Below are 20,896 nucleotides of genomic sequence, written 5' to 3'. Positions count from 1 at the left end.
GGATGTCGCAGCTCTCATCGCGAGTTTCCGGGAAAGCGCCGAACTCTCTCCATTTCGGCTCCGACATCCTCTCTTCGCCACCCGCTCCGCTCGGTTGATCTGAGACTCAACGGCGATCCACATAGGAGTCCTGACCCGTGACCCTCCTCATCCAGAACGGCGAAATCGTCTCCGACGGCCGGCGATACAAGGCCGACATCCTCGTCGAGGGCGAACAGATCGCCCAGATCGGCGAGCACCTGCCCGTGCCCGAAGGCGCGCAGGTCATCGACGCCAGCGGCAAGTACGTGTTTCCCGGCTTCATCGACCCGCACGTCCACATCCACCTGCCGTTCATGGGCACCTTCGCCAAGGACACGCACGCGACCGGCTCGCAGGCGGCCCTGATCGGCGGCACGACCACCTATATCGAGATGCTGGCCCCGGCGGGCAGCGAGGCGCTGGAGGACGGCTGGCAGACCTGGACGGGCATGGCGGCGGGCCAGAGCGCCTGCGACTACACCTTTCACCTCGGCGTGACGCGCTGGGACGACGGGACCGAGGCCGCGCTGCGCCGGCTGGTCGCGGAGGGCATGACCTCCTTCAAGGTGTTCCTGGCGTATAAGGGGGCCTTCGGGATCGACGACCACGCGCTGTACGGGGTGTGCCGGCTGGCCGCCGAACTGGGCGTGGTCGTCACGGCCCACTGCGAGAACGCCGATCTGGTGGCCGAATTGCAGCAGAAACTCCTGGCCGAGGGCAAGACCGGCCCCGAGTGGCACGAGCCCAGCCGCCCCGAGAGCGTGGAGGCCGAGGGCACCGCGCACTTCGCCACCTTCGTCGAGATGACGGGGGCAAAAGGGTACGTGGTGCACCTGAGCAACGCCCGCGCGCTCGACGCCGCCCTGGACGCGCGGGCGCGGGGTGTGGACCTGAGCGTGGAGGTGGTCATCCCGCACCTGACGCTGGACAAGACCTACGCCGAGCGCCCCGGCGTGGAGGGGGCCAAATACGTGATGTCGCCGCCACTGCGTGACCAGGCCAACCAGGAACGGCTGTGGGCGGCCCTGAAGGCGGGCGAGATCGACACGGTGGCGACCGACCACTGCCCCTTCGACGTGGCGCAGAAGCACATGGGCGACGGCGACTTCACCCGCATCCCGAACGGCATTCCGGCCATTGAGGACCGGGTGAATCTGCTGTACACCTACGGCGTCAGCCGGGGCGACCTGGGGCTGGAGCGTTTCGTGGACGCCGCGAGCACCCGCAGCGCGCAGATTTTCGGGCTATACCCGCGCAAGGGCACGGTGGCCGTGGGCAGCGACGCCGATCTGGTGGTCTACGACCCGGCCTACCGGGGCCAGATTTCGGCGGCGACCTCGCACATGAACAACGACTACAGCGGTTTCGAGGGGGTCGAGATCGACGGCCGCCCCGAGGTCGTCACCGTGCGCGGCGAGGTGGCGGTGCGCGGCGGCGAGTTCGTGGGGACGCCGGGGCGGGGGCAGTTGCTCCGCAGGTAAGTGGGGGTGGGGAGTGGGAACACCACCGCCCTCGATATCGCTCCCGCTGCCTCTCCTCACCACTTCCCACCTTCCTGGAGACTTCAGTGACGCATACCGTATCCCCGTCCACGGCCCCGCCTCCCCTCTCCCCCGCCGCACCCATCGTGTCGGCGCGCAACCTCGGCATGGTGTTTCCGGTGCCGGGGGGGCAGACGGTGGCGCTCCAGGGGGCCGACCTCGACATCGCGCCGGGCGAGTTCATCTCGCTCATCGGGCCGTCGGGCTGCGGCAAGACCACGCTGCTGCGGCTGATGGCCGACCTCATCCGGCCGACCGGGGGCGAGCTGACGGTCGGCGGCGAGTCGCCGGAGGCCGCGCGGCGGCGCCGGGCCTACGGCTACGTGTTCCAGGCCCCGGCGCTGATGGAGTGGCGCAATGTCCTGAGCAACGTGCTGCTGCCGCTGGAGGTCATGAACGTGCCGGGCGACCGCAAGGCGCGGGCGCGCGAGATGCTGCGGCTCGTGGGGCTGGAGAAGTTCGAGCGGTCGTACCCCTGGCAGCTCTCGGGCGGCATGCAGCAGCGCGTGAGCATCGCGCGGGCGCTGGCCTTCGACCCGCCGCTGCTGTTCATGGACGAGCCCTTCGGGGCGCTCGACGAGATCACGCGCGAGATGCTGAACCTCGAACTGCTGCGGCTGTGGCGCGAGACGGGCAAGACGGTGGTCTTCGTGACCCACTCGATTTCCGAGGCCGTGTTCCTGAGCAGCCGCGTGGTCGTCATGACGGCCCGCCCCGGCAAGATCGAGGGGATCGTGCCCATCGACCTGCCCCACCCGCGCGGCGACGACACGCGCGAGGACCCCCGCTTCTTCGCGGCGGCGACCGAGGTCCGCGAACTGCTGCGGCGGGGACACGCGTGAGCGCCCCGCGCACCTCCTCTCCCCTGCTGCCCATGTTGGCGGTCGCCGCGCTGGCCCTGGTGCTGTACTGGCCGGTCATGCTCGTGGCCAACCGGGGCGTGGCCGACGAGGCGCTGCGCAGCGGGGCGGACCTGGGCTGCGGCACGGCGTGGCAGTGCGCGACGGTGCTGCGTAACCCGGTGCTGCCCGCGCCGGGGCAGTTCGCGGCCGGCTTCCGGACCCTGAGCACGCCGCCGCTCGCGCCCACCAGCGCGCCGTACAACGCCCTGGTCACGGGTAGCGAGACGCTGCTGGGGCTGGCGCTGGCGAGCGTGCTGGGCCTGGGGCTGGCGACGCTGCTGGTCTTCAGCCGCAGCTTCGAGCGGGCCACGCTGCCCTGGCTGGTCGCCTCGCAGACGGTGCCCATCGTGGCCATCGCACCCATGCTCGCGGTCATTCTGGGGCAGTACGGGGTGCAGGGATTCCTGCCCAAGGCCATCATCGCCGCGTACATCGCTTTCTTTCCGGTGGCGGTGGGGGCGGCCCAGGGGCTGCGTAGCCCCGACGCCCTGCAACTCGACCTCATGCGCACCTACCGGGCCTCGGCGTGGCAGGTGTTCTGGCAACTGCGGCTGCCCGCCAGCCTGCCGTACCTGTTCACGGCGCTCAAGGTGGCGGCGACGGCGGCGCTCGTCGGCAGCATCGTGGCCGAGATCAGCACCATCTCCTTTTCCGGCCTGGGCAAGATGCTCGCCGAGAACTCGCGCGCCTCGGACACGGTCGCCCTGTGGGTGATCATGGTGTACGGCGCGGCGCTGGGCATCGGGCTGGTGGCCCTGATCGGCGCGCTCGAACGGGTGGTGACGCGGTGGCGACCCGCCCGCTGACCCTGGCGGCCCCGGCGGGCGCGCGGCGCGGCCCCGGCCTGGGCGCCGGCCTGCTGCTGCTCGCGGCGCTGGGGCTGCTGGGGCTGTGCCTCGCGCTGGCCCGGGGCGAGGCTCCGGGAACGCCCGGACCCTGGCTGCTGGGCACGCTGGCACTGCTGCTGGTCGGTGCGGCCGGGCTGCGGGGCGCGGCGCAGGGCGAGGGCCGGATGGCGCGTACGCTGCCCGCCGCCGGGGCGCTGCTGCTCGCGCTGCTGGCCGCCGAGGCGCTGCTGCGCGCCTACGCGGTGCCCCCCGGTCTCATTCCCACGCCCAGCCGGGTGGGTGCGGCGCTGTGGGCGGCCCGCACGGTGCTGCTGCGCGACGCCCTGACCACCTTCGTGTACGAGGCGCTGCTGGGCTTCGTGCTGGGCGCGCTGGCAGGGCTGGGGCTGGGGCTGCTGGCCGTGCGCTTCCGCTTTCTGGAGCGGGGGCTGCTGCCCTACACGGCGCTGCTCTCCAGCGTGCCCATCGTGGCGCTCGCGCCGGTCGTGGTGAAGGCCATCGGCCTGGGCTGGCCGTCCAAGACGGCGGTCGTGGCGATCACGGTGCTGTTTCCGGTGCTGCTCAGTACCGTGCGCGGCCTGCACAGCGCCTCGGCCCACCACCTCGACCTGCTGCACTCCTACGCGGCCACGCCGGCCCAGACCTTCCGGGTCGCGCGCTGGCCCGCCGCCCTGCCCTTCGTGTTCGTCGCCCTGCGCCTGAGCGTCACCCTGGCCCTCATCAACGCCATCGTGGCCGAGTTCTTCGGCACCGAGGGCAGCGGGCTGGGCTTCCGCATCCAGATCGAGGTGGGGCGCTTCGGCCTCGACATCGTGTGGGCCGCCATCGTGGTCGCCTCGGTGCTGGGGGTGGCCTCGTACCTGCTCATGGGCGCGCTCGAACGGCGCTTCGTTCCGGCCCGCCGCCTCTGATCCTCCTGCTCCCGACCTTCCACTCCTCTTTTCTGGAGGTTGCACCATGAAGAACGCCGCGCTGCTCTCCTCCCTGCTGCTGCTCGCCCTCGCTCCCGCCGCCCAGGCCCAGGCCGCCGCGAAGACCGTGCCCGTCAAGCTCCAGCTCAAGTGGTTTCCGCAGGCGCAGTTCGCGGGCTTTTTCGTGGCGCAGGCCAAGGGCTTCTACAAGGCCGAGGGCCTGGACGTGCAGCTGCTGCCCATCGGGGACCAGTCGCCCATCCAGACGGTGGCGACCGGCGCGGCCGACTTCGGCACCACCTGGATTACCGACCTGCTCACCGCGCGCCAGCAGGGTATTCCGGTCGTGCACATCGCGCAGCTGTTCCAGAAGAGCGGCTACACCCTGGTGTCGCTCAAGACCTCCGGCATCAAGGCCCCGGCCGATTTCAAGGGCAAGCGGGTGGGCGTGTGGCCCAGCGGCAACGAATACCCGGCCGTCGCCCTGATGAAGAAATACGGCCTGACCACCAGCCTCGACAGCACGGTCAGTAACCCCAGCGTGCAGGCGGTGACGTACCCCTTCGACCCCAGCATCGTCTTTCCGGGCAAGGTGGACCTCGTCTCGGCCATGACCTACAACGAACTCGACCAGATCGTGGGGCTGGGCTATCCGCTCGACAAGTTGCAGGTGTTCCAGACTTCCGACTACGGCATCAACCTCCTCGAAGACCTGATGTTCTCGACCGAGCGCACCCTGAACGCGACCAACTTCAAGGGCAGCGGCCTGAGCGGGCGCGAGGTCGCCGCGCGGCTGGTGCGCGCCACCATCAAGGGCTGGAACTACGCCGTGCGCAACCAGCGGGAAGCGGTGGGCATCGTGCTCGTCAACTGCGGCAACACCTGCAAGGGGTCGGGCACGCGCAGCAGCGCCCAGGCCCACCAGACCTGGCAGATGGCTGAGGTTGCCAAGCTCTACAACGCCGGGCCGACCCTCCAGGGCCGCGCCGGCTACCTCGACCCCGCGACCTACAAGGCCAACGTGACCCTGCTCAAATCACTGGGCATCCTCAAGAGCGACCCGCCTGCCGCCGCCGTGGACTACCGCGTATGGCAGGCCGCGACCGGGAAGAAGTGAGGTGCCCGGCGAGATGACGGCCCTCCCCTCCCCCGCCGTGGACCCGGCGCGCACGCTGGCCGAGCTGAAGGACCTGCGCGCCCTGACCGGCGACGAGAACGGTGCGCAGCGCGTCGCCTTCACCCCGCGCTGGCTGGCGGCCCGGCAATTTCTGAAGGACAGGCTGGCCGAACTGCCGGCCGAGGTCCACCAGGACGCCGCCGGGAACCTGTGGGCGACGCTGCGGGGCGATTCCGAGCGCGAACTGCTCATCGGCGGGCACCTCGACAGCGTGCCGGGCGGCGGCTGGCTCGACGGCTGCCTGAACGTGCTGGCGGGCCTGGAGGTGCTGCGGCGCGTCTCGGCGCAGTACGGGGGCCGCCCGCCCGTCACCCTGCGGCTGGTGGACTGGGCCGACGAGGAGGGCGCGCGCTTCGGGCGCAGCCTGTACGGATCGAGCGCGGCGAGCGGGTTTTTCGACGTGACCGAGCTGGCCAAGCTGCGCGACCGGGACGGCGTGGCCCTGGGCGACGCGCTGCGAGAGGTCGGCGTGACGCTGGAGGACGCCCCGCAGGCCCGCGCCGAACTGGCGAAGGCCGCCGCCTACCTCGAACTGCACATCGAGCAGGGGCCGGTGCTGGAGGGCCTGGGCCTGCCGCTGGGCGCGGTGCTGGGGACGGTGGGGGTCGAGCGCCACACCCTGACCTTCCGGGGACAGGCGGCCCACAGCGGCAGCACGCCCATGAACGTGCGCCGCGACGCCTTCCTGGCCGCCGGGAGGTTCGGGCAGGAGATCTACGCGATTGCCGAGCGCCACGGCGGCGTGTGTACGGTCGGCAGCGTCAAGACCTGGCCGGGCATCGTGACCAGCGTGGTCGAGACCTGCGAACTCACCCTCGATCAGCGCCACCTGGACGCCGGGAAGCTCGCGGCGATGTGGCAGGACGCCCAGGACGCCGCCCGCCGCTTTGCCGAGGAGGGAGGCTGCACGGTGGACTTCGGGTATCTGTGGAACATCGAGCCGATTCCCTTTCACCCCGAGCTGATCGACGCCGCCGAGGCGAGCATTCTGGAAGTGACGCCCGCCACCCACCGCCTGCCCAGCGGCCCGCTGCACGACGCCGCCGAGGTGGCCCGCGCCGGGGTGCCCACCGTGATGCTGTTCGTGCAGAGCCTGCGGGGCATCTCGCACAACAAGATCGAGGACACGCGCGAGGACCACATCGCCCTGAGCGTGCAGGCCCTCGACCGCCTGACCACCCGGGCGATGGCCTGGGTGCAAGAGCGCTAGGCGTGCCCCCCACCCTGCGCGAACTGCTCACCCTGCCCGCCTTCGCGGGGGCGGAGGTGCTGTGCGGACACGCGGGGCTGGACCAGCCGGTGACCTGGACGCATGTCAGCGAGGTGCTGGACGCGGCGCGCTTCCTGTCGGGGGGCGAGCTGCTCATCAGCACCGGCACGGCGCTGGCGGCGGCGCCCGCCCCCGAGCAGGAGCGGTATCTGCGCTCGCTGGCCGAGGGCGGCGCGCACGGGCTGGTCCTCGAACTCGTGCGCGACCTGCCCGACATCCCGCCCGCCGTGCTGGGGGCGGCGCGGCTGTACCACTTCCCGCTCGTGGTGTTCCGGCAGGAGGTCAGCTTCGCGCAGCTCACCCGCGCGGCGCACGCCCGTATCCTCGCGCCGCCCACACGCGGGGCCGAGCCGTCGCTGGCGCCCCTGCTCGACGCCCTGGCAGAGACGGGGCGCAGCGTGGCCTTCTTGGAGGCGCAGCTCTCGCCGCTGCTGGCCCTGCCCGCCCGGCCGCGCGCCTCGCTGCTGGGCACGCTGGAGGCCCTGCTGCACACCAACTTCAACGTGGCCGAGTCGGCGCGGCGACTGGGCGTGCGCCGACAGACGGTGTATTACCGCATGGAACAGCTGCGGGGCATGCTGGGCGATTTCAGCGGCCACCAGCGGCAGCTGGCCCTGCACCTCGCCCTCGAACTGCACCGCAGCGAGGCGGGCGAGGCGCGCACTGCCCCGGCCCCCTCAGCGGCCCAGCCGCCGGACCGCTGAGGGAATTCCGCTACGCCGGGTTTCCTCCTGGTGGTTCCGGCTTTCTCAGCGGGACTGCTCGAGGACATAGATATGCAGTTGCTCGGGCAGCGTCTCGGGCGTGAGCTCCAGCGTCGGCCCCCCGACGCGCGTGACCGCCTCGGCCGGGTAGCGCGACACGAAGGTCTCGACGGGTTCGATCCGGAGCCAGCCGCGCGGGCTGAAATAGTGCATGGGAATGACCACGCGCGGGCCGATGGCCGCGATGGCCGCGTCGAGGTCGTCCAGGGCGATGGTCGCGTGTGCCCCGGCCAGCGCGAGCAGGATGTCCACTTGGCCCCGCAGCGCCTCCAGATGTTCGGGGGCCACCGGGTTGCCCGTGTCGCCCAGATGCAGCACCCGCAGCCCCCCCAACCGGAACAGGTACAGCGCGTTGGCGTCGGGATCGCGGCCGTGCTGGCCCTGGAAATCGTAGGTCAGGCTCTCCATCGCCGGAAAGGCCCGGATCTCGACGCCTTTCACGGTCAGGCCTTCCGGTCCCACGTCCAAGGCGTCTACCACTGCCGGGCTCCCCCTCACATGGCTGGGGTCCGAGTGGAAGCGGTCGGTCGAGGAACTCATGATGACGAGATCGGCCGCTTCGTCGATGGGGCCGAAGCCCGACCCCGGCTTGGGCCCGGGCGTGTAGGGATCGGTCACCACCGCCAGGCCGTCCGCCTCGAAACGGAAGCTGGCGTGCGCATAGAAGGTGATGTTCATGGGTCTACGCCCCGACCTTTTCACCCTGGAAGATGTCCCGCAGCTCACGGTGCGCGGCGTAGACTTCCTGCTCCCGGCCAGGCCTGGCCTCCAGTTTCGCGACGAAGGTCAGTGGGGTCATATGGACTCCTGTGGAGGTCTCGCGTCCGGTGTCGGGCACCGCCGCGGCGCAGGGATTGAGGTACGGCGCGATTTCAGAAGGCCACGCTCTCCAGACCGCAAGGCAACAGGTGTAAGGCCCGGTCGTCCCGCCGTCACAGCCCCAGGTCGCCGAGGCCAGGATGGTCCTCTGGGCGCGGTCCGGCAGGCCAGTGGAAACGCCGCTCGGCCTCCGAAATCGCCACGTCGTTGATGGACGCTTCGCGCCGGTACATCAGCCCCTCGGCGCTGAAGGCCCACTGCTCGTTGCCGTAAGCGCGGAACCACTGGCCCTGCCCGTCATGGAACTCGTACTGGAAGCGTACGGCGATCTGTTCGCCAGTGCAGGCCCACAGTTCCTTGACGAGGCGGTAGTCCTGTTCCCGCTCCCATTTGCGGGTCAGGAACGCCACGATGGCGGGCCGACCCTGCAGGAATTCCGAGCGGTTGCGCCAGCGGCTGTCCTCGGTGTAGGCCAGCGCCACCCGCTCGGGATCACGGGTGTTCCAGGCATCCTCGGCCATACGGACCTTACGCATGGCCGTTTCGGGAGTGAAGGGAGGCAGGGGTGGCCGGGGGGCGGTCATGGAGCCACTGTGCTCCGGGCTGGCCCACAGGGTCAACTCACTTTCCGGTCATCACGTCCACGACCTGCCGGATGAGCACCTGCGCGCTGTACGGCCCGCCGAAGACCCAGGTGGCGGGGTCGAGGGAATAGCCGCGGCCCTGTTTGACGAAGTCGAGGTTGTTCCAGACCGCGCGGTTGCCGGACGCCGTGAACACATTGTCGTCCTCGGGCGCGATGGCGAAGAAGTTCTGGGTCTTGAGGGTCGTGAGGCCTTCGAGGGACAGGGTATCGAACCCGTAGTCGGAGGCCTTGTCTGGCCGGTAGGCGTTGCGCAGCCCGGTCCGCTCCAGAATTTCGCTCGCCAGCGAACGTGTGCCGAACAGCCGCATCGTCGGCGTGTTGTAGGTGTAGCCCTGCGAGAGCACGAAGGTCTGCCCCGCACGCCCGGCAGCGGTCAGGGTGCGCCGGGCGGCGGCCTGCTCGGCGTCGAGCTGCGCCAGCACGCGCGTCGCCTGCGCGCTGCGCCCGGTGATGCGGCCCATCAGCGCGAAGGTCTGGCGCATTTCCTGATAGGCGGTCTGGGGGGTGGCGGCCGAGGGGTAGGGGTTGAAGACCAGCGTGGGGGCGATCCTGGCGAGCTGGTCGCGCTGGCTGTAGTCGCCCGACTGGTTGATGATCAGGTCGGGTTTGAGGGCCGCGATGACCTCCAGACTCACCTGCCCCCGTTCCCCCACGTCCTTGACGCTGGCGGCGATGGGGGTCGGGGTCTTGACGTACGCCTTGAAGCCCTTGATGTCCGCCATACCGACCGGTTGAATACCCAGGGCGAGCAGGTTCTCGCTGTAGGTCCACTCGATGGTCACGATGCGCTTGGGCGCTTTGGGAATGCAGACCTGGCCCGTCACGTCGCGCACGAGCTGACCCGCGCAGGCCGGTGTGGCGCTCTGGGCCCCGGCCAGGGCAGCAGTTCCGAACAGGGCGGCACAGAGAAACGGGCGGATTCGGCGGACGGAGCGCAGAGACATGCGCGGAGTGTAAGCGACCACAGTATTTATATTCAAGTATTCCGAGTGGAATACTCTACTTTAGAATTTCTGTGGCCGGAAAGGGGAATCAGTTCTTCCCTTCCGCGTAGAGGGCGAGGGTTTCACGCAACTCGGTCAGCCACGCCGCGCGGACTTCGGGCGGCGACAGCACCTCCACCTGCCTGCCCCAGCTCAGCAGGAAGGGCATGAGGTCCTGCGGCAGGCCCCGAGCATCCAGCGTGGCCGTCAACTCCATTTCCACCGAACCGTCCGCCCGGATGAGGGTCGCCCCGTTCCAGCCTCCTTCCATCACCCGGTAGGCGGCCTCGGGGACGAAGCGGACCCTGACGCTGCCGGTCGTCCCCGTGCCGATCCCGCCCCAGGCATCACTGAGAAACCGGCGTGGGTCGAACTCCGGGTCGGGCTGATAGGTATCGGCATGCAGGCTCAGGTTGGCCATCCGGGAGAGCTTGTAGGGCCGGACCTCCCCTGAGCGCCGTTCTCGTCCGATGACGTAAGGGGTGAGGCTGGTGCGGCTGATTTCGATGAAATACACGCACAGCTCGTTGCCCGTCTCGCGCACACCGTCGGGACGGCGATAGTCGAAGTTCAGGACCCGGCCCGCCACCCAGGCGGCGGCCACCTGCTCCATCTGTCGCTCGCCGTAGGCGCTGTCGTCACCTCGCACACTGGTGTCCAACGTGCGGCGCACCTGTTCGGGCAGCGACGCCGCGATGCGGTTCAGGGCGTGGCGGTAATGGCGGTTCAGGGCAGGCGAATGCTGATGCGCCAGCCGGATGGCGGCGTACGCCACGAGGGCCTCCGCAGGTTGCAGCAGAGGACTGGCGGGGGCCGAATACTCGCGGCCCTGATGCTCGACGATATCGTGCCCCAGGTTGCGCAGCGTCTCGATGTCCCGCTGCACGCTGCGCTGGCTGACGCCTGTGCGCCGCGCGAAATCGGCTGTGGTGATGCGCCGGGCCTGCAACTCGGCCAGCAGCTCGGCCAGCCGCGCGCTTCGGCCGACTTCCGGCAAAGCGGCGTCCTGCGACCCTGCTGGCAAAGAGGTGTCCAAAGAGGCGGAGGAAGAACGGCGTCCCATGACGCAGACTCTACGGACGGCCGTCGCCTGTCTGTCGTCGAACGACATACCCAGCCTGCCGGATCAATAAATCTGCGTGTAGAGAAGATAGATTTGTTCAAGAGACTGCTTCTCTCCCCGACGCGGCAGCGCGGGTCAACGAGCTCATCCACCATCGCGGCAGGTTGCTCATAACGTTATGAGCAGGATCACCGGGAAGCCGGATCGGCCTCCAGCAATCGCTCCAGCTCTTCGAGCAGGCGGGTGACGCGGCCCTGGTCTTTACGACTCAGGCGGGTGACGCGGCGCTCGTCCAGAAGTCCCCGCACACGCCGAAGCTGGGACACGTCGGTGATCGGAGCCTTCTGGGCGGCCACGATGTCCCGCACGCTCAGGTTCTCGGTCAGGGCGCGGTCGGTGAGTATGCGGCGCCGGGCGTCATCCTTTACGCGGGCGAGGGCGGCGGCGCGGGTGTATTCCAGCTTTCCGGCCCGCATAAGTTCCAGGAGGTCGGCAGGAAAGCGCAGGACGCCGGCCCGGTTGGCTGCGAACGAGGCCCAGCTGCCCCTGCCCAGCTGGGCGAACAAGGCGTCGAGCTGAGCTGTCGTCACCGGATCGGGGGTTCGCCGCTGGGCATGGAGCAGGGGGAGCACTTCCACCTGCGTGACCCCGAGCCGCTGGGCCGTCACGGTCAGGATCGCCTCGACCTCGTCGAGTGGGTTGAGGTCCTGACGTTGCAGGTTCTCCAGGGCGGCCAGCAGGGGCACGTCCGTCTCGGCCACCTCGCGGACCATGGCGGGTACTGTGGTCAGTCCGGCGGCGCGCGCTGCCCGCACCCGCCGTTCTCCAGCCACGAGCTCGTAACCGCCCTCTACGGGGCGCACCAGGACCGGCTGCAGGACGCCCTGTTGGCGTACGCTCTCGCTCAGCGCCGCCAGCGCGGCCTCGTCGAAGTAGCGCCGGGGCTGCTCCGGCCGCACCCGGATCCGCGAAAGTTCCACGTCCTGTACTGTCCCTGCGCTGGCCTCGGAAACGTCCGGCAGGCCGCCGAGCAGAGAGCTGAACGCATCGGCCCGGCTGCGCCTACTCACGCTTCGCCTCCGGGCCCGCACCGACGGCCTCCAGCAGCTGCTGGGTGACGGCCAGAATCTCCTCGGTGACGGGGCCACGCCGCACGAACTCGGGCAGGGGCGCGCCGTGCAGCTGCGAGTCGGGGTACAGGGCGGGGCGGTAGGTCAGCGGCCGGCTGATGGGGGCCAGTGCCCCGAACTGTGCGCGCAACTGGGCGATGCTCTCCCGGCTGTGGTTGGTGGTGTCGTTGTACTGGGTGACCAGGATCATGGCCAGTCGGAGCGCCGGATTGACCTTGCGGAAGCGCGTGAGCATGACCCCCACTGTCTGGAGGCCTTTGAGCCCCTTGCCGCTGGCCGGAACCGGCACCACCACGTGGCCGGCGGCCATCACCGCGAGGGTACTGAGCTGGCCCAGACTGGGAGGAGGATCGATGAGCACGAAATCGTAGCGGCCTTCCAGAGGCTTCAGGGCGTCACGCAGGCGCAGGACCCCCATGAGCTGCCCTGGCAGCAGCGGCTCAATGGTCGCCATGTCCAGATGCCCCGGAATGAGGTCCAGGCCGTGAACATGCACCGGCGAGGGCAGGGCGAGCTCGGCGTCGCCCTCGGCCAGCACCGCCGGATACAGGGTGTCCGAAAGGTCGATGTCGCGCGCCCCCCCCTCCTCCTGAATCTGCCGTACCCCCAGCCAGTCGGTGAGGTTGGCTTGGGGATCGGCGTCGATGAGCAGGACCCGGTAGCCCAGGCGGCCCAGGGTAAACCCGATGTCCCGGACCGAGCTGGACTTGCCGACCCCGCCCGCATGGTTGAAGAAGGTGATGACGTTCATCTGTAAAGCCATGCTACTGCGCCCGGCCCTGCTGCCGGGGAGGCGCAGTGACCCCGGACCCGGCCCTCGCCCATAGGCACGGCAAGATGACCGCCTAGGTCAACCTTTTCCCAATACCGCTTAATGCCGTGCTGTCCGTCTTTTCTTAGAATGACGGGGTTATCCGGCCTACCGCGACTTTCCACGAGAGGTACATCCATGACTTCACCAGCCCATCCGGCGGCCCCGGCCGTCAGACCCCCCGACGAAACCCTCGCCGTGACCCTCACGGTCAACGGCCAGGATCATGGCCTTCAACTCGACCCACGTGTCACGCTGCTCGACGCGCTGCGCGAAAAGCTTCACCTCACCGGCACCAAGAAGGGCTGTGACCACGGCCAGTGCGGCGCGTGCACGGTCATCGTGAATGGGGAGCGCATCAACTCCTGCCTGACCCTGGCCGTCATGCACGACGGGGACGAGATCACGACCATCGAGGGCCTCGGCACGCCGGAAGAGATGGGGCCGATGCAGGCGGCCTTCGTGTCGCACGACGGCTACCAGTGCGGCTACTGCACCTCCGGACAGATCGTGTCGGGCGTGGCGGTGCTGGGCGAGATCGCGCGCGGCATTCCCAGCCATGTCACCGCCGACCTCGGAGACGTGCAGTATTCCGACCAGGAGGTGCGTGAGCGCATGAGCGGCAACATCTGCCGCTGCGCCGCCTACCCGAACATCATCGCGGCCATCCGCGAAGTCCACGGGCAGGAGACGGGTAAATGAGGGCCTTCACCTACGAGCGCGCCGAAACCGCCCAGGCCGCTGCCCAGGCCGCCGCGCGCACGCCCGGAGCCAAGTTCATCGCGGGGGGCACGAATCTCCTCGACCTGATGAAACTGGAGATCGAGACGCCCACCCACCTGATCGACGTGAATCGCGTGGGCCTGGACCGGATCGAGGCGACGGAGGACGGCGGCCTGCGGATCGGGGCGCTCGTGCGCAACACCGACCTCGCCGCCGACGAACGGATTCGCCGTGACTACGCCGTACTGTCGCGCGCGCTGCTTTCGGGAGCATCGGGACAGCTGCGCAACAAGGCGACCACAGCCGGCAATCTGCTCCAGCGCAGCCGCTGCCCCTACTTCTACGACACTGCGCTGCCCTGCAACAAACGTGAGCCGGGATCGGGCTGCGGCGCCCTCACAGGCTTCAGCCGGAACCTCGCCGTGATCGGGGTCAGCGAATCGTGCATCGCGCAGCATCCCTCCGATATGGCGGTCGCCATGCGGGTGCTGGACGCCGTGGTCGAGACGGTCAACGGAGACGGCCAGGTACGCCGCATCCCGTTGGCGGACTTCTACCGCCTACCGGGCGATACGCCCCATCTGGAGAATGTGCTGGAGGACGGCGAATTCATTACGGCCGTCACGCTTCCGGCTCCGCTGGGCGGCGTCCACACCTACCGCAAGGTCCGCGACCGGGCGTCCTACGCTTTTGCCGAGGTCTCTCTGGCCAGCGTGGTCACGGCCGACCGGGTGCGCCTCGCTTTCGGCGGCGTGGCTCCCAAGCCCTGGCGCGTGGAAGAGGCCGAAGACAGCCGCGACCCGGCCGAACTGTACGCCCGCATCTTCGAGGGGGCGACGCCCACCGACCAGAACGCCTTCAAGCTGCCGCTGGCCCGTCGCCTGATCGCCGCCGCCCTGACCAGTTCCCCCGACGCCCCCGCACCCACCGGAAGTGACGCATGAAATTCGACGCTCCAGCCGGCATCAATCCGCTCGACCGCGAGAAGGTCCTGACCCGGCCCCACACCCGCCTCGACGGCCCCCTGAAAGTCACGGGGCAGGCCCCCTACGCCTACGAGTACCAGCCGAGCCGCCCGGTCAGCTACGGTTACGTGCTGAGCGCGGGCATCGCCAAGGGCACCATCAAGCGGATGGATACCCGCCGCGCCGAGGCGGCGCCCGGCGTGCTGCTCGTCCTAACCCACGAGAACATGCCGGAGCAGGGTGAATCCGAGACGCCCGTGCCGCAGCAGCGCAAGTCGTCGCCGCAGCTCAGCGGGCCCGAAGTGCGGTTCTACCACCAGGCCGTCGCGCTCGTGGTCGCCGAAACCTTCGAGCAGGCGCGGGCAGCGTCGAAGCTCATCGAGATCGAATACGACGTGCAGGAGGGCAGCTACACCCTCGAAGACGAGCTGGACAGCGCCCAGCCGAGCGAGGACTCGGAGGACAGCGTGGTCGGGGACTTCGACCGGGCCTTCGCGGACGCCCCCGTCAAAGTGGACCTGCGCTTCACCACTCCCGACCAATCGCAGTCCCCGATGGAACCGCAGGCCACCCTGGCCGAGTGGGACAGCGAGCACGAGATCCTGACCCTGCACACTGCGCATCAGGTCGTGCATTGGGTGCAGGCGGGCATCGCCAAGACCCTCAAGCTCAAGCCGGCGCAGGTGCGGATCGTGAGTGCGTATGTGGGCGGCGGCTTCGGTTCCAAGCTGCTCTTCTACGCCGACGCGGTTCTGAGCGGCGCGGCGGCGCGGCTGCTGGGCCGGCCGGTCAAGGTCGCGCTCACCCGCCCGCAGTATTACAACTCGACCAGCCACCGGCCCGCGACCGTGCAGCGCGTGCGCCTCGCCGCCGACCGTGACGGCCGCCTCCAGGCCGTCGGCCACGACACCTGGTCGGGTAACCTGCCGGGGGGCGATACCGAGGCGGCGGCCGATCAGACCAAGCTGCTGTACGCGGGCGACCACCGCCTGATCCGTACGCGCCTCGCCGAGCTGGACCTGCCGCCCGGAGCCAGCATGCGCGCGCCCGGGGAGGCGGTGGGCCTGCTCGCACTGGAAGGGGCGATGGACGAACTCGCCGAAGCGCTGGAGATGGACCCGGTGCAGCTGCGTGTGGTCAACGATATTCAGCACGATCCCGAGAAGGGGCCGGAGCGGCCCTTTTCGTCACGGCGACTGGTCGAGGCGCTGTTGCGCGGGGCAGACCACTTTGGGTGGGACAAGCGTCAGGCCAAGCCGGGACAGGTCCGCGAAGGCGAATGGCTCATCGGCATGGGTGTGGCGTCGGCCTTCCGCGCCAATATGGTGCAGCCCTCGGGAGCGCGGGTCGTTCTGGAATCGGACGGGACCCTGACGGTCGAAACCCAGATGACTGACATCGGAACCGGCAGCTACACCATCCTCGGTCAGGTCGCCGCCGAGATGCTGGGCCTGCCGCTGGAAAAGGTCAAGGTCCGTCTGGGCGACAGCGAATTTCCGCAGGCCGCCGGGTCGGGCGGGTCGTTCGGCGCCAACAGCTCGGCGTCGGGCGTGTATGTCGCGTGCATGGACCTGCGCCGCAGCATCCTCCAGAAACTGAACTTCGCGGAGGCCAGCACGACCTTCGAGGACGGCGAGGTGCGCTGCGAGGACAACCACGTGCCGCTGGCCGAGGTGGCCGGCAAGGAAGGGCTGTCGGCCACCGGCAAGATCACCTGGGGCGACATGACCGAGAAGTACGCGCAGGCCAGTTTCGGGGCGCATTTTGCCGAAGTGGCGGTCAACAGCGTGACCGGCGAGACGCGTGTACGCCGGATGCTCAGCGTGGTCAGCGTGGGCCGGGTCATGAACCCCATCACGGCGCGCAGCCAGTGCCTGGGCGGCATGACCATGGGGATCGGCGCGGCACTCATGGAGAACCTGGAAGTGGACCCCCGACTGGGGCTGTTCATCAACCACGACCTCGCCGAATACCATGTTCCGGTTCATGCCGATATTCCAGATCTCGACGTGATCATGCTCGAGGACCTCGACGACAAGTCCTCGCCGGTCAAGGCGAAGGGGATCGGCGAACTGGGTATCTGCGGGGTGGGAGCGGCGGTCGCCAACGCGGTCTACAACGCCAGTGGCGTGCGCATCCGCGACTACCCGCTCACCCTCGACAAGATTCTGACGGGATGGGGAGAAACGGCGCAGGCGAGCGACTGAGCTGGAAACATAGAGGCGAAGGGGGCACCGGTCAGTCGCCGGAAGCCCCCTTCGCCTCTATGTTTCGCTACTGCGCCGCGATTCCGGTCTGCTGGGCGATCCAGTTGATATAGCCGTTCACGCGGGTATAGACCCCGTACCCCCGGCATTCGGTGGGACCGTAGCTCACGACACCCAGCACGTAGGTCTTGCCGTTCAGGGCCGCCGCCAGTGGGCCCCCGCTGTCTCCGTTGCACGAGTCCTTGCCGCCCGAGTACTTGCCGCAGATGGTGTTGCCGGGACGGCTGCCGCAATCGCTGCCGGTGGGGGTGATGGGAATCGTCACTTCGCGCAGCGCGGTATTGCTGTACGTTCCGTTCTCGGTCTTGCCCCAACCGCTGACGGTGGCGGACTTGCCGTTCACGTCGAGCGTACTCTCGGCGCCGCTTCCCGGAAGCGCGGCAGGCTGCACTGTGCTTCCCAGGGTGAAGGCGCTGCTGACCTTGATGAGGGCGATGTCGTACGCGTCGCTGGAACTGCTGCGGCCGGGATAGAGAATGATCCGCGACGCGCTGCGCTGCTGACCCTCGGTGCGGGTCAGGTTGTTGATCCCGGCACGCACGCGCATGCTGCTGGTGCTCTGGCCTTCGACGCAGTGGGCCGCGGTCAGGACCCACTCGCTGCTGAGCAGCGTGCCCCCGCACCAGCCCCCAGACAATTCGGACTGCGGCGTCACGCTGACCTGATAGGGCCGGGTACTCACGCTGGTCACCGTGCCGTACACGATCTGCCCGGACAGACCACCGAAAGCGGGGGCCAAGCCGGTCGCCGTCTGGGACTCGGTGGGGAGGGCCTGGGTGCTGGCCGTCACCTGATCGGAAACGGTCGCTGTCTGGACCGTCCCGCAGGCGGTGAACAGCAGGGCACCCAGGGTCAACACTGGCAGGGAAAACCGCGTCATAGAACCTCCTCAACGTGCGTAGTGACGAAAAACGGGCACAAGACAGGGCCACGCGCCTTACAGGCGAACACGCCTGAACTGCTCAGCAGCCCTGCACCGGTTGTCATGGACCCGTCTGGTTTAGCACGTCGCCTGACTGGACAGTCATGAAGTTTTCCACATTTGTGATCTGTTTTACATTTGCAAATTTTACTCGGTCTGGAATATGCGGATGGCAGGCCCAGCCATATCAGGAATGCCCCTTAACGCCCCAGAAAGGCCCCTTAGAGCCCCAGGCTGATGAACTTGGTCTCCAGGTACTCGTCGAGGCCCCAGTGCCCGCCCTCGCGGCCCACACCGCTGTTCTTCATTCCGCCGAAAGGGACATTGGGAGCAGCCGCGCTCGGCACGCCGTCGTTGATGCCCACGATGCCGTATTCGAGCGCCTCGGCTACGCGCCAGGCCCGACTGAGGTCGCGGGTATAGGCGTAGGCGGCCAGCCCGTATTCACTGGCATTCGCGAGGGCCAGGGCCTCCTCCTCGGTATCGAAGACCACCACCGGGGCCACCGGCCCAAAGGTCTCCTCGCGCAGGATCAGGCTGTCCGGAGCCACATCGGTCAGCACAGTCGGCTGGAAATACAGACCTTCCATCGCCTGTCCGCCCACCACCGCCCGCGCGCCCCGCGACAGGGCGTCCTCGACCTGGGCACGCACCTTGTCCAGTCCGGCCTGCTCGACCACGGGGCCGACCTGGGTGTTGTCGAGCAGCGGATCGCCGAGAACCAGGCGACCAGCCTGCTCGCCCAGTCGCCGGGTCAGTTCTCCGGCCACCTCGCGCTGCACGTAGATCCGGTTGGTGCTGATACAGGTCTGCCCGGCATTCCGGAACTTCGACGCCATGATCTCGCGTGTGGCGCGTTCCAGATCGGCGTCCGCGAAGACCAGGAAGGGGGCATGACCCCCGAGTTCGAGCGAGACCCGCTTGATGGTCTTCGCCGCCTGGGTGTACAGCAGCCGCCCGACTGCCGTGCTGCCAGTGAAGGTCAGCTTGCGCACCCGCATGTCCTCCATCATGGGCTTGGTCAGGGCAGCCGCGTCGCTGGTCGGCAGTACCTGCAGGGTGTCGGGCGGGCCGCCCGCCTCCAGCCACAGCTCGGCCAGATACAGCGCCGTCATGGGGCTCTGCTCGGCCGGCTTGAGGATCATCACGCACCCGGCGGCCAGGGCGGGGGCCGCCTTGCGGGTAATCATGCCTGCCGGGAAATTCCAGGGCGTCACCGCGTAGACGATGCCCACCGGCTCGGCGCTCGAGAAGCCGCGTTTGTGGCTCAGGCGCATCGGGATCCGCTCGCCGACGATGCGGCTGGCCTCCTCGGCGCACCACTCGACAAAACTCGCGGCGTAATGCACTTCACCCCGCGTCTCGCTGATCGGCTTACCCATCTCCAGGGTCATCAGGCGGGCCAGCTGTTCCTTGTGCACGAACATCAGGTCATGCCAGCGGCGCAGCACCTGCCCGCGCTCGTAGGGGTTGACGGCCCGCCAGTTCCGCAGGGCCGCCGCCGCCGCGTCGATGGCGAGCCGCGCGTCCTCTGGGGTGCAGTCGGCCACCGTACCGATGCTTTCCAGATTGCCCGGATAAATGACCTCGAAGGAAGCGGGCGTATCGCGCCAAGCTCCAGCGAAGTAGGCCTGCTGACGGGTGACGGGATCGCGTTCGGACAGTTGGGTCGTCATGAAAAAACTCCTGCGGGACAGCGGAGACCAGGGGAGGGGGGAGGACAGATCAATCGGCCGGAAGCTGCGCGCGCAGGCGCTGGGCGAAGGCCTCCTTCTCCAGACGGGCGACTGCCCCCATCGCCTCGTCGAGCAGTTCGGCGGCGTTCAGCCGCCCTTGGATCAACGCGTGCCGCAGACGGTCGAGTTCCGCTACAGTCAGCAGCTTGCGGTAGTGCACGCCCAGACGGCCCAGGGCCTTCTCCGCCGCCTGGGTAAGGTCCAGGCCCAGAAATTCGTCGCGGACACTGGGAGCGGCCAGCAGGGGCTCCATCCGGGCCGCTTTGCGCGCAGGCTCGGCCGGGGCAGGAGAGGGCACCGTCGGCGCGGCGCTGGGGTAGGGATACTCGTCGGGATTCTGGATCAGGTGGATCAGGGCCGCCGCCTTGCTCTTCTTCACGACGAGGACGCCGGAGCGCATCAGCTGATCGAAGCGGTCCATCGACTCGGTCAGGAAGGGCGGACCGACCTCGCGGACCAGACGGCGGGCCACACCGTCGGCCACGCCATAACTCCGGAACCGTCGGGAGAGGGCCGGGTCCATCGGCGTGAACTCGCGCACGAATTCGTAGCGGATCATCTGGTCCCGGCCGCGTCCCGTGAGGGTGACGTCACGCAGGTAACCACGTTTGACGAGTTCCTCATGGGGTGAGGCCAGCGCACGGCGGATGTTGCCGGGAATGGTGCTGGGAATCTTGCACTGGTCCGCCCAGTTGATCAGGTTGACTTCCAGAGTGTCCACCCGCTCGTCGGGCCGCTGGGGATCGTAGCGTGCGCCGTCGAGAATCCGGTACAGGGCGCGGGTCCGGGGCCGCGAAAGTGAAAGCATGAACTCCGAATCGAGAGGCTTGACGTAGCCGCTGCGGATGCTCGCCACGATGGCGTCCGCCAGCCGGCCCGAGATCATGGTGCGCTCGTCGAAGGAGCCGCTGCTATCGGCACTGCTGAAGTCCAGCGACTCGATGAAGTGGAACTTGGCATGGGTCCAGCGGCCCCGAGGGTGATCGCGCCAGCCACCACTGACGCTGTAGGACGAGGTATGCAGCCGCTCCAGGCATTGACGCAGGGTCGCGTGGTATTTGCCGGTGTTATGCCAGCCGCAGAGCTTGATCAGGGCCGTCGCACTGACCGAGAAACGGCCGTCCTCCGGCTCCTCCAGGGCGATATACAGGTTGATGAGGGCAGCTGTCACGTCACTATCCAGACCGTGTGGAACGGCGTATTTCGGTAGGGCTTCGCAGCGGACACGCACCACCCGGCCCTGCGCCTCGTAGGTCACGTCCCACTCGTTGACATCGGCCTGGTCCACCGCCGAGATCAGGTTGAGTCGGGAGAGGTTCAGTTCGTCGAAGCGGGTTGGTCGGTCGGTCGTCACGGGCCTCCTTTGATTGATTGAATTTTAGAGCCTCTGAATAGAA

General features: G+C 68.5%; 19 protein-coding genes. 10 read left to right on the top strand and 9 right to left on the bottom strand.

Features of this window, described 5'->3' with window-relative positions; all coding sequences use genetic code 11:
* Window positions 1-137: 137 nt before the first annotated feature.
* From hydA to DGO_RS03175, 7 genes are all read left to right on the top strand, one after another.
* Window positions 138-1,502, top strand: coding sequence for a dihydropyrimidinase (gene hydA, locus DGO_RS03205; protein WP_043800840.1), 1,365 nt, complete (start codon window positions 138-140; stop codon window positions 1,500-1,502).
* Between the two features lie 86 nt (window positions 1,503-1,588).
* A complete protein-coding gene (locus tag DGO_RS03200) occupies window positions 1,589-2,404 on the top strand; it encodes an ABC transporter ATP-binding protein (protein WP_043800837.1) in 816 nt (271 codons plus the stop codon).
* Complete coding sequence (locus DGO_RS03195) at window positions 2,401-3,270, top strand: ABC transporter permease (protein WP_043800835.1); 870 nt, start codon at window positions 2,401-2,403, stop codon at window positions 3,268-3,270. Before DGO_RS03200 ends, DGO_RS03195 begins: the two co-directional genes overlap by 4 nt.
* On the top strand, window positions 3,252-4,223 hold the full coding sequence (locus tag DGO_RS03190; protein ID WP_226991429.1) for an ABC transporter permease: 972 nt from the start codon (window positions 3,252-3,254) through the stop codon (window positions 4,221-4,223). The genes DGO_RS03195 and DGO_RS03190 overlap by 19 nt, the downstream gene beginning before the upstream one ends.
* Window positions 4,224-4,269: 46 nt before the next feature.
* On the top strand, window positions 4,270-5,340 hold the full coding sequence (locus tag DGO_RS03185; protein ID WP_014684044.1) for an ABC transporter substrate-binding protein: 1,071 nt from the start codon (window positions 4,270-4,272) through the stop codon (window positions 5,338-5,340).
* A gap of 13 nt (window positions 5,341-5,353) precedes the next feature.
* Window positions 5,354-6,610, top strand: a complete 1,257-nt coding sequence (locus DGO_RS03180) for a hydantoinase/carbamoylase family amidase (protein WP_014684043.1) — start codon at window positions 5,354-5,356, stop codon at window positions 6,608-6,610.
* 2 nt (window positions 6,611-6,612) lie between these two features.
* Window positions 6,613-7,374 (top strand): PucR family transcriptional regulator, encoded by a 762-nt coding sequence (locus DGO_RS03175; protein WP_083847188.1) that lies wholly within the window; start codon window positions 6,613-6,615, stop codon window positions 7,372-7,374.
* Between the two features lie 45 nt (window positions 7,375-7,419).
* Here DGO_RS03175 and DGO_RS03170 read toward each other — a convergent pair whose 3' ends face one another.
* The 6 genes from DGO_RS03170 to DGO_RS03145 all read right to left on the bottom strand — a co-directional run bounded on the left by DGO_RS03170 (window position 7,420) and on the right by DGO_RS03145 (window position 12,826).
* Entirely contained in the window at window positions 7,420-8,112 is a 693-nt protein-coding gene (locus tag DGO_RS03170; RefSeq protein ID WP_014684041.1) for an MBL fold metallo-hydrolase, read from the bottom strand.
* A gap of 254 nt (window positions 8,113-8,366) precedes the next feature.
* Window positions 8,367-8,837, bottom strand: a complete 471-nt coding sequence (locus DGO_RS03165; protein WP_043803022.1) for a nuclear transport factor 2 family protein — start codon at window positions 8,835-8,837, stop codon at window positions 8,367-8,369.
* A gap of 37 nt (window positions 8,838-8,874) precedes the next feature.
* Window positions 8,875-9,843, bottom strand: coding sequence for an ABC transporter substrate-binding protein (locus DGO_RS03160; RefSeq protein WP_043800832.1), 969 nt, complete (start codon window positions 9,841-9,843; stop codon window positions 8,875-8,877).
* Between the two features lie 88 nt (window positions 9,844-9,931).
* Window positions 9,932-10,879 (bottom strand): helix-turn-helix transcriptional regulator, encoded by a 948-nt coding sequence (locus DGO_RS03155; protein WP_043800831.1) that lies wholly within the window; start codon window positions 10,877-10,879, stop codon window positions 9,932-9,934.
* A gap of 254 nt (window positions 10,880-11,133) precedes the next feature.
* On the bottom strand, window positions 11,134-11,925 hold the full coding sequence (locus DGO_RS03150; protein ID WP_014684036.1) for a ParB/RepB/Spo0J family partition protein: 792 nt from the start codon (window positions 11,923-11,925) through the stop codon (window positions 11,134-11,136).
* A gap of 82 nt (window positions 11,926-12,007) precedes the next feature.
* Window positions 12,008-12,826: a ParA family protein gene (locus tag DGO_RS03145; protein WP_043800828.1), complete on the bottom strand. Its 819-nt coding sequence runs from the start codon at window positions 12,824-12,826 to the stop codon at window positions 12,008-12,010.
* A 198-nt stretch (window positions 12,827-13,024) separates the two neighbouring features.
* Between DGO_RS03145 and DGO_RS03140 the strand changes: the two genes are divergently transcribed.
* Genes DGO_RS03140 through DGO_RS03130 form a run of 3 tightly spaced genes read left to right on the top strand, consistent with a single transcriptional unit; the run spans window position 13,025 to window position 16,781 of the window.
* Entirely contained in the window at window positions 13,025-13,588 is a 564-nt protein-coding gene (locus DGO_RS03140; RefSeq protein ID WP_014684034.1) for a 2Fe-2S iron-sulfur cluster-binding protein, read from the top strand.
* Window positions 13,585-14,553, top strand: a complete 969-nt coding sequence (locus DGO_RS03135; RefSeq protein ID WP_014684033.1) for an FAD binding domain-containing protein — start codon at window positions 13,585-13,587, stop codon at window positions 14,551-14,553. Before DGO_RS03140 ends, DGO_RS03135 begins: the two co-directional genes overlap by 4 nt.
* Window positions 14,550-16,781, top strand: coding sequence for a xanthine dehydrogenase family protein molybdopterin-binding subunit (locus tag DGO_RS03130; protein WP_014684032.1), 2,232 nt, complete (start codon window positions 14,550-14,552; stop codon window positions 16,779-16,781). The genes DGO_RS03135 and DGO_RS03130 overlap by 4 nt, the downstream gene beginning before the upstream one ends.
* A 67-nt stretch (window positions 16,782-16,848) precedes the next feature.
* Here DGO_RS03130 and DGO_RS03125 read toward each other — a convergent pair whose 3' ends face one another.
* The 3 genes from DGO_RS03125 to DGO_RS03115 all read right to left on the bottom strand — a co-directional run bounded on the left by DGO_RS03125 (window position 16,849) and on the right by DGO_RS03115 (window position 20,853).
* Complete coding sequence (locus DGO_RS03125) at window positions 16,849-17,721, bottom strand: serine protease (protein WP_014684031.1); 873 nt, start codon at window positions 17,719-17,721, stop codon at window positions 16,849-16,851.
* Between the two features lie 263 nt (window positions 17,722-17,984).
* Window positions 17,985-19,439: an NAD-dependent succinate-semialdehyde dehydrogenase gene (locus DGO_RS03120; RefSeq protein WP_050920662.1), complete on the bottom strand. Its 1,455-nt coding sequence runs from the start codon at window positions 19,437-19,439 to the stop codon at window positions 17,985-17,987.
* 49 nt (window positions 19,440-19,488) lie between these two features.
* Window positions 19,489-20,853 carry a replication initiator protein A gene (locus tag DGO_RS03115; protein ID WP_043800824.1) on the bottom strand — a complete coding sequence of 455 codons (1,365 nt, stop codon included), beginning with the start codon at window positions 20,851-20,853 and terminating at the stop codon, window positions 19,489-19,491.
* Between the last annotated feature and the right edge of the window lie 43 nt (window positions 20,854-20,896).

The organism is Deinococcus gobiensis I-0, from assembly GCF_000252445.1.
Taxonomy (GTDB): domain Bacteria; phylum Deinococcota; class Deinococci; order Deinococcales; family Deinococcaceae; genus Deinococcus; species Deinococcus gobiensis.
This window is presented reverse-complemented; position numbering and strand designations above follow the sequence as displayed.

Coding starts and splice junctions, on each gene's coding strand:
- DGO_RS03185 (WP_014684044.1), top strand. CDS start 4,270: ATGAAGAACGCCGCGCTGCTCTCCTCCCTGCTGCTGCTCGCCCTCGCT.
- DGO_RS03180 (WP_014684043.1), top strand. CDS start 5,354: ATGACGGCCCTCCCCTCCCCCGCCGTGGACCCGGCGCGCACGCTGGCC.
- DGO_RS03170 (WP_014684041.1), bottom strand. CDS start 8,112: ATGAACATCACCTTCTATGCGCACGCCAGCTTCCGTTTCGAGGCGGAC.
- DGO_RS03165 (WP_043803022.1), bottom strand. CDS start 8,837: ATGACCGCCCCCCGGCCACCCCTGCCTCCCTTCACTCCCGAAACGGCC.
- DGO_RS03160 (WP_043800832.1), bottom strand. CDS start 9,843: ATGTCTCTGCGCTCCGTCCGCCGAATCCGCCCGTTTCTCTGTGCCGCC.
- DGO_RS03145 (WP_043800828.1), bottom strand. CDS start 12,826: ATGAACGTCATCACCTTCTTCAACCATGCGGGCGGGGTCGGCAAGTCC.
- DGO_RS03140 (WP_014684034.1), top strand. CDS start 13,025: ATGACTTCACCAGCCCATCCGGCGGCCCCGGCCGTCAGACCCCCCGAC.
- DGO_RS03135 (WP_014684033.1), top strand. CDS start 13,585: ATGAGGGCCTTCACCTACGAGCGCGCCGAAACCGCCCAGGCCGCTGCC.
- DGO_RS03130 (WP_014684032.1), top strand. CDS start 14,550: ATGAAATTCGACGCTCCAGCCGGCATCAATCCGCTCGACCGCGAGAAG.
- DGO_RS03125 (WP_014684031.1), bottom strand. CDS start 17,721: ATGACGCGGTTTTCCCTGCCAGTGTTGACCCTGGGTGCCCTGCTGTTC.
- DGO_RS03120 (WP_050920662.1), bottom strand. CDS start 19,439: ATGACGACCCAACTGTCCGAACGCGATCCCGTCACCCGTCAGCAGGCC.